The following is a 4,213-nucleotide window of genomic DNA, read 5'->3' as shown; positions in this document are numbered from 1 at the left end:
GATTCGTCCATTCCGGCACCGATGAAGACGAGTTTCGTTTCGCGGTCGCCCCACTCGTCGTCCCACTGGATATCGGACCGCGATTCGCGGTAGGAGGCCTGTCGAGGCTCCGGGAGCGTCGCTGCCCATCGGCCGTTGACGTCGACGTGAATCTCCGTCCCGGCCTGGCTCATGTCCAGTGCGAACCGCTCGCGACCGGCGACCCACATGTGGCCTTTCGAACGGATGACGGTCTCGGGGAACGAGTTGAGCCACGTGCGAAACCGCTCGGGATGGAACGGTCGCCGGCGCTCGTAGATGAACGAATCGACACCGAACTCCTCGGGCGGGTGCAGATGGTCGTGTTCGTCGTCGTGGTCGTGTCCCTCATCGTGGTCGTGGCCGTGTTCGTCGTGGCCGTGACCGTGACTGCCGTCATCCGTGTCGGCGTCATGCTGATGTGATTCGTGGTCCCCACCGGCCTCGTGGTCGGGCGAGAGGGCCTGCTTCCATCGGGAGGCGTAGCTCGCCTCGTTCCGGTCGAACCGACCGGTTCCGAGGACCCGCTCCGGGTCGACGGCGCTGTTGACAGTGCCGACGATGTCGATGTCGGGGTGCAGCGTCCGGAGGACGCGTTCGACGGCCCGTCGTTCGTCATCGGAGACGAGGTCACACTTGTTGAGCACGAGCACGTCACAGAACTCGACCTGTTCGGCCAGGAGATCGGAGAGCGGCTTTGCTTCGTCGTCAGTCGACTTTATCGGGTCGCCGCGGACGAACGCCCGGTGGAACTGCGCGGCGTCAACGACAGTGACGGTCGTGTCGAGGTCGTACAGCGTGGAGGCGCGCGCCGGTTCGAGGAACCGCTGTGCGATAGGAACGGGGTCGCTGATACCCGACGCTTCGATGACTAGGTGGTCGAACTCAGCGTCGAAGGCGAGCCGGCGCAGCTCCTGGTCAAGCTCGTTCTGGAGGCCACAACAGATACAGCCGTTCGAGAGCTCGGTGATGCCGTCGTCGTCCATCGAGAGCTCGGAGCCGTTCTCGATGAGCTCGGCGTCGACGTTCATCTCGCCGACGTCGTTGACCAGCACCGCGATGTCGTATCTCTCGCCACCCACAGTCAACAGGTGGTTAAGCAGCGTCGTTTTGCCGGCTCCGAGCCCACCACTCAGGATGGTGACCGGCGGCTGTTCGTCGATGCTCATCAGTCGTCGGCCAAGGCAAGTTCGCGCTGGTCGTCCGGGCTGAACGGGTCGGGATACGCATCCCAGTCCTCGTCCATCTCAGCATCTGAGAGGACACAGTCGTCGAGGCGCTCGGTCAGCGTCGCCTGGTCGAACTCGCGGCCGATGAAGACGAGTTCGGTCCCGCGGTCGCCCCACTGGTCGTCCCAGTCCTCCTTGATTCCGGGTCGAGCAGCGAAGTACCGCTCCTGCTCGGCTTCCGGAAGCGTCGCGATCCACGTCCCTTTCGGCCCGGCACGGACGGACTGGCCCGCTTTGTCCAGCCCCATCGCGACATCTTCACGACCGGCCGCCCAGAAGAAGCCCTTTGCGCGGATGACACCGTCCGGGAGGTCGGCGAACAGCTGAGCGATTCGCTCCGGATGGAACGGTCGGTCGGCGTCGAAGATGAACGACGTGACGCCGTGTTCGTCGGCGGCCGATTCGTGGTGGTGACCGTGCTGGAGTTCTCGCTTCCAGCCGGCCGACTGACTGGCCTCGTCGAAGTCGAATCGTCCCGTATCCAGTATCTCCGTCGGGTCGATTGCGCCGTGTTCGGTCCGGATTATTTTCGCCCGGGGCTGGAGCGCCTGCAGGACTGCCTCCATCTCGTCCAGTTCCTCCTCGGGAACGAGGTCACATTTGTTGAGCAGGAGGACGTCACAGAACTCGATCTGGTCCATCAACGCCTCCTCGGGGACGCGGTTGCCCTGCGGTTCGATTTCGTCGTCGGTGAGCGCCTGGCCCGAGTCGAAGCCCTGCCAGAAACTGTGAGCGTCGACGACGCTGACCATTGTATCGAGTTCGTAGACGCCCGTGGGGTCGAACTCCGCGTCCTCGAACCCGCGAGCGAACGTCTGGGCCACCGGGATGGGTTCGCTGATACCGGAGGACTCGACGAGGAGGTAGTCGAAGTCCCGCTGGTCGGCCAGCCGACCGACCTCGTCCAGCATGTCGCCCCGCAGACGACAGCAGATGCAGCCGTTCGACATCTCGACGATCTCCTCGTCGCTCTGTGAGAGTTCGGACTCGCGCTCGACGAACTCCGCGTCGACGTTCACCTCCCCCATGTCGTTGACCAAGACGGCGGCGTTCAGTTCCTGTTCGGTGGTGAGTACGTGGTTGAGCGTCGTCGTCTTGCCAGCACCGAGACTACCGCTCAGAATCGTCACCGGAATCGGGGTGTTGTTCGAAGCCATACCCGAGTTATGAATCTGCTAGACTAAAATACTAATTATTATGCTAAGCTGGGTCCAGTCATAATAGCAATTATCAAAATAGAGTTCTATTTTAGTGTATGAGCATTGTGAGCATCTCGATGCCCGAGGCGCTACTCGACCGCCTCGACACGTTCGCCGACGAGCACGGATACAGCGGTCGCAGTGAGGTCGTCCGTGAAGGGACACGGACGCTCCTCGAAGAGTTTCAGCAGGGAGCTACCGACGGCAGTACCCACTCCTGCACGGTGACAGCAGTGTTCGACTACGGCCAGTCAGGAGTGCAACAGCAGCTGACTGGGATACGACACGAGAACGACGACATCGTCTCTGGAACGACGCACGCGCACATGAGTGACGAGTACTGTGTCGAATTGTTCGTGCTCAGGGGAACTACTGAGGAGCTAGCCGGGTTCGTCAATACGGTTCGCGCGATTCCCGACGTTCGGACGGTCGAGTATTCGATACTCCCGCTCGGTGTCGAGCTCTCCGAGCAAGCCCTTCAGTAGCGTACGGTCAGCGTGCCATAGAGAGGTTCCGAATCCTGAACCTTACGGCCAAACGGGTCAATACCGGCGTGCCCGATACAGACGGGTGGAGTCAGCACCGTAGATTTATATCTCATATGACGGGTGATTTAAACTTCTGTCATGTACCGGCCACACGATGAGAATCCGCGAGACAGTGCTCGGATATATTCCCATAGTACTCATGCTTGCTGGGACGATACTGTACTTCGTTCCAGCCACCTGGGTCGAACTACCCATAGAAACAAGCACCCTCGGAATGGCCCTGTTTGCACTCGGTGGGGTCCTGTTGTACGCCGGTTGGTACGACAGGTTCGACACCGAATCAGACACGAGTGCGGATGAAACCACATATAGGTTCGACGCCGAGTCAGACACGATTGGGGATGACACCACATCTCCTGCTCAAACGACTGGATATCTAGCTACGGTAGGCAATTACGGCTCTTGGATACTCATCGCGATCGGCGCTGTGCTAAGTTGGGGGCAAATACGTAACCCAGATAGAGTGGGTCTGGTGGACAGGGTCCCGCTCGAACTACCCTGGGGGGAACAACCGGTAGTTGGGTTTGGATTTATACTAGCCGGATTAGCACTGTTCGTTCTCATCCATATAGCAATCCCATTCTTCCAGGGCGATTAGTACGCGATACCGCGTTGACTGTTCAGACTGGCTGTAGTAGAGCGTACGAACGGCGCGGTCGAGGAAAGAATCTCGTGATTTTATGGTACGATGTACGGCGTCAGTGTTCGGCGAGCAACATCAGTTTGACCCGACTCACGGCATCGAAATCGCGGAGACGATAGGTGAGCTGCCGAACACGCTCGGCTGGACCACGACAGAACACCGTCTCGAGGCACCACTCGCCCTCGTGAATGTGGTTCGTCGTCGTGATGACGTCCTGGAACTGGTGCTGCACGTCGTGGACGTCTTCGATGACGGCCTCGTGGGTGTAATCGAACGCGATGACGACCACGACGTCGCCCTCGATATCTTCGAGTCGTGTGTGGGCCTCGATGTATTCCTGCATCGCTTCACGAACGCCACGTGAACGAGAGTCGAGGCCTTCGGACTGCAACGTGTCGTCGAATTCGTCGAGAAGCTCATCGGGGATGTTGAGACTAGTGCGCACGAATATTAATATACACTCTGGATATATGAATTGTTAGCAACTGTTTTCTCAGAGTTGTTTCACTGGACTCGGCGACCGTCTGTCCCGTCCGAACCACAGCGTCGCCAGCGAGCGGGTACCATAGCCGGTCA

Annotated in this window: 5 protein-coding genes; 2 read left to right on the top strand and 3 right to left on the bottom strand. The window is 59.7% G+C overall.

The genetic code is table 11. The annotated features are described in order from the left end of the window. On the bottom strand, positions 1-1,187 hold a 1,187-nt coding region (locus Q0964_RS14780), incomplete at its 3' end, for a GTP-binding protein (RefSeq protein WP_299269030.1). Beyond that, positions 1,187-2,404: a GTP-binding protein gene (locus Q0964_RS14775; RefSeq protein ID WP_299269029.1), complete on the bottom strand. Its 1,218-nt coding sequence runs from the start codon at positions 2,402-2,404 to the stop codon at positions 1,187-1,189. The genes Q0964_RS14775 and Q0964_RS14780, both read right to left, overlap by 1 nt. A gap of 98 nt (positions 2,405-2,502) precedes the next feature. On the opposite strand from Q0964_RS14775, the gene Q0964_RS14770 reads away from it, so the two are divergent. Together Q0964_RS14770 and Q0964_RS14765 are read left to right on the top strand one after the other, a co-directional pair. Continuing rightward, positions 2,503-2,931 carry a CopG family ribbon-helix-helix protein gene (locus tag Q0964_RS14770; RefSeq protein WP_299269028.1) on the top strand — a complete coding sequence of 143 codons (429 nt, stop codon included), beginning with the start codon at positions 2,503-2,505 and terminating at the stop codon, positions 2,929-2,931. Positions 2,932-3,088: 157 nt separating this feature from the next. Beyond that, positions 3,089-3,592 carry a hypothetical protein gene (locus tag Q0964_RS14765; RefSeq protein ID WP_299269027.1) on the top strand — a complete coding sequence of 168 codons (504 nt, stop codon included), beginning with the start codon at positions 3,089-3,091 and terminating at the stop codon, positions 3,590-3,592. A gap of 100 nt (positions 3,593-3,692) precedes the next feature. Here the strand turns inward: Q0964_RS14765 and Q0964_RS14760 are convergent, their stop codons facing one another. Next, the gene (locus Q0964_RS14760; RefSeq protein ID WP_299269026.1) at positions 3,693-4,082 is read right to left on the bottom strand and encodes a CopG family ribbon-helix-helix protein; all 390 of its coding nucleotides are present in this window, start codon (positions 4,080-4,082) and stop codon (positions 3,693-3,695) included. Positions 4,083-4,213: the final 131 nt, after the last annotated feature.

Origin of the sequence: Halorientalis sp., assembly GCF_028275115.1 — an archaeon.
In the GTDB taxonomy this organism is placed as follows: Archaea; Halobacteriota; Halobacteria; order Halobacteriales; family Haloarculaceae; genus Halorientalis.
The sequence above is the reverse complement of the archived record's forward strand: the minus strand, read 5'-3'. Positions and strand labels throughout refer to the sequence as shown.